Here is a 2,459-nt window from a genome sequence, read left to right as displayed (position 1 = left end):
AGAATCACAGACGATTCAACTTCTTCAACCCCTATCTGGCGCCTTCAAGAACTGCGCCGAAGCAAATGTGTGCGCACGCTAGCCCACAGGGGGAGAAGGAAGAACGCTAGCGATCACAAACCGGTGAGCGCTGTAACGAAGCGGCAGACAGCGGCGAAGTGGGGACATGAGTGGTGCATCCAGGCGCCGCCGTCCACGGAGCAAGCCGATGTCGGGGTCCAGCAAGTTCGTCACAGTGTTAAGCCTCTGCGCGCTTGCGCTGGCGGTGTCGTTCGGTGCGGCCGCCGCCCGGCCGCTCACCGTGGTCGAGCTGTTCACCAGCCAGGGCTGCTCGTCCTGCCCGCCGGCCAATGCCAATCTGATCGAGGTCAAGGACCAGCCCGGCGTGCTGGCGCTGTCCTTCAACGTCACCTACTGGGACTATCTCGGCTGGAAGGACACATTCGGCCGCCAGGAATTCACCCAGCGCCAGGTCAGCTACGAGCCGCCGCTCGGCCATGACGGGCCGTTCACGCCGCAAGTGGTGGTCAATGGCCATGCCGATGTCGTCGGCGCCGCGCCCGGCGAGATCGAACAGCTGATCGCAAGCGCCGGCCACATCAGCGGTCCGTCGCTGTCACTTGACGGCGGCAAGGTCAATATCGGCGCCGGCACCGCACCGGGCGGCAAGGCCGATGTCTGGCTGGTGCGCTATCTCCGAGGCGTCGTCGAGGTGCCGGTGGCGCGCGGCGAAAACACCGGCCGCACTCTGCCGCACGCCAATGTCGTGCATTCGCTCAAGAAACTCGGCGGCTGGACCGGCGCCGCCACCGCGCTGGATCTGCCGCCGGCTTCGGACGGCCTGAGCACCGCCGTGCTCGTCCAGTCGCCAGGCGGCGGACCGATCCTGGCCGCCGCGACCAATTAGATCACGCTTCAACAAGAGATTGCGCAAACGCCGCACGCGCGGCGCCGCATAGCACGGCCGCCAAGAGGGCGCGCCTTCAACGACCAACCCCCGAGGAGACCACCATGACCATTCTGTCCCGCCTGACGCTGCCGGCGCTCGCTCTCGCTTTGTGCTCGACGGCGCTGGTTGCCGCCGCCCGTGCCGACGACGCGGCCAATGCGATGAAGCCAGTCGCCAATGCCATGAAGCCGGCCGCGGAAGCGATGAAGCCGGCGACCGACGCGATGAAGCCCGCCGACCCGATGGCCACCAATTCGATGAAGCCAGCGGCTGACGCCATGAAGCCGGCGGCTGACGCAATGAAACCGGCGACGGATGCTATGAAGCCGGCAAACTAGTTCTGCCGCGTCTCAGCCGTCCATTAATAATGGCCGCCCTTGGCGCTGCCCCTCACCTGCCTGCCGGCATCCTCTCCCCGTATAGTGACGGGGAGAGGGGCGCTCTTCGACGGTTTCGCCAATCATCGGCGTTGCAGGAAAAAACGCCAGCGTCGCGGCCAGCCGCTCTCTCCCCGTTTACGGGGAGAGATGTCCGGCAGGACAGTGAGGGGCAGCGCCGACGGTAAGATTTCGCCCATCCGGCGCACGCGAATGTGAGGTTCCGCCGCAACTCACGCATCGCGCCGCCGTTCCTGATCCAATAGACTGATCCCAATGGAAGCCATGAGGAGTGCAACCATGACCAATATCAAGAATCGTTCGTTCGGTTTTGTCAAAGGCGCCCTCGCCGCGCTGGCGCTGGCCGCCGCGGGCGCCGCCTTCTGGCTGACGCCGGCGGTTTCTGCCGAGGACGCGGTGAAGATCCCGCCGCCGGCTTTGGACGAAAAGGCGGCGGCCGGCAGTCAGAAGGCGATTTTCGCCGGCGGCTGCTTCTGGGGCGTGCAGGGCGTGTTCCAGCACGTCAAGGGCGTGACCAAGGCAATCTCCGGCTACACCGGCGGCGACAAGGACACCGCCGTCTACGAGACCGTCGGCTCGGGCCGCACCGGACACGCCGAATCCGTCGAGATCACCTACGATCCGGCCGAGGTGACCTACGGCCGGCTGTTGCAGGTCTATTTCTCGGTCGCTCACAACCCGACCCAGCTGAATTACCAGGGGCCGGACTCGGGCACGCAGTACCGCTCGACGATCTTTGCCGAAAACGATGCGCAAAAGAAGATCGCGCAGAGCTACATCGCCCAGCTCGACCAGGCCAAGGTGTTCCCGGAGCCGATCGTCACCACGGTGGAAACCGGCAAGACCTTCTATCCGGCGGAGAACTATCATCAGGATTTCCTGACGCTGAACCCGACCTATCCCTACATCGTCTACAACGACCTGCCCAAGGTGGCGAACCTGAAGGCGTTGTTCCCGGCGCTGTACAGCGAAAAGCCGGTGCTGGTGCTGGCGGCGAGCAATTGAGGCGCATGATCTCCCCCCTTGTGGGCAGGGCTGTCCGGGGAAATCTATTCATATATGAAGGCCATCTGATTGAGGGAGGATCGGTCTCTTGGTCGGCTCGGATTGAC

Annotated in this window: 3 protein-coding genes; all 3 read left to right on the top strand. The window is 64.4% G+C overall.

The genetic code is table 11. The features are described from left to right. The first annotated feature begins 208 nt into the window (after positions 1-208). The 3 genes from NKH19_RS33170 (at position 209) to msrA (ending at position 2,352) form a co-directional block, all read left to right on the top strand. Positions 209-907: a DUF1223 domain-containing protein gene (locus tag NKH19_RS33170; RefSeq protein WP_352874106.1), complete on the top strand. Its 699-nt coding sequence runs from the start codon at positions 209-211 to the stop codon at positions 905-907. 104 nt (positions 908-1,011) lie between these two features. After that, positions 1,012-1,287, top strand: a complete 276-nt coding sequence (locus NKH19_RS33165) for a hypothetical protein (protein WP_352874104.1) — start codon at positions 1,012-1,014, stop codon at positions 1,285-1,287. Positions 1,288-1,626: 339 nt separating this feature from the next. Continuing rightward, a complete protein-coding gene (msrA, locus tag NKH19_RS33160; protein ID WP_352874102.1) occupies positions 1,627-2,352 on the top strand; it encodes a peptide-methionine (S)-S-oxide reductase MsrA in 726 nt (241 codons plus the stop codon). Positions 2,353-2,459 lie beyond the last annotated feature (107 nt).

This window comes from Mesorhizobium sp. M1338 (genome assembly GCF_040318045.1).
GTDB lineage: Bacteria > Pseudomonadota > Alphaproteobacteria > Rhizobiales > Rhizobiaceae > Mesorhizobium.
The sequence above is the reverse complement of the archived record's forward strand: the minus strand, read 5'-3'. Positions and strand labels throughout refer to the sequence as shown.

What these genes read in the sequence shown, in the direction of transcription:
- NKH19_RS33165 (WP_352874104.1), top strand. Translation starts at nt 1,012, where the DNA reads ATGACCATTCTGTCCCGCCTGACGCTGCCGGCGCTCGCTCTCGCTTTG.
- NKH19_RS33170 (WP_352874106.1), top strand. Translation starts at nt 209, where the DNA reads ATGTCGGGGTCCAGCAAGTTCGTCACAGTGTTAAGCCTCTGCGCGCTT.
- msrA (WP_352874102.1), top strand. Translation starts at nt 1,627, where the DNA reads ATGACCAATATCAAGAATCGTTCGTTCGGTTTTGTCAAAGGCGCCCTC.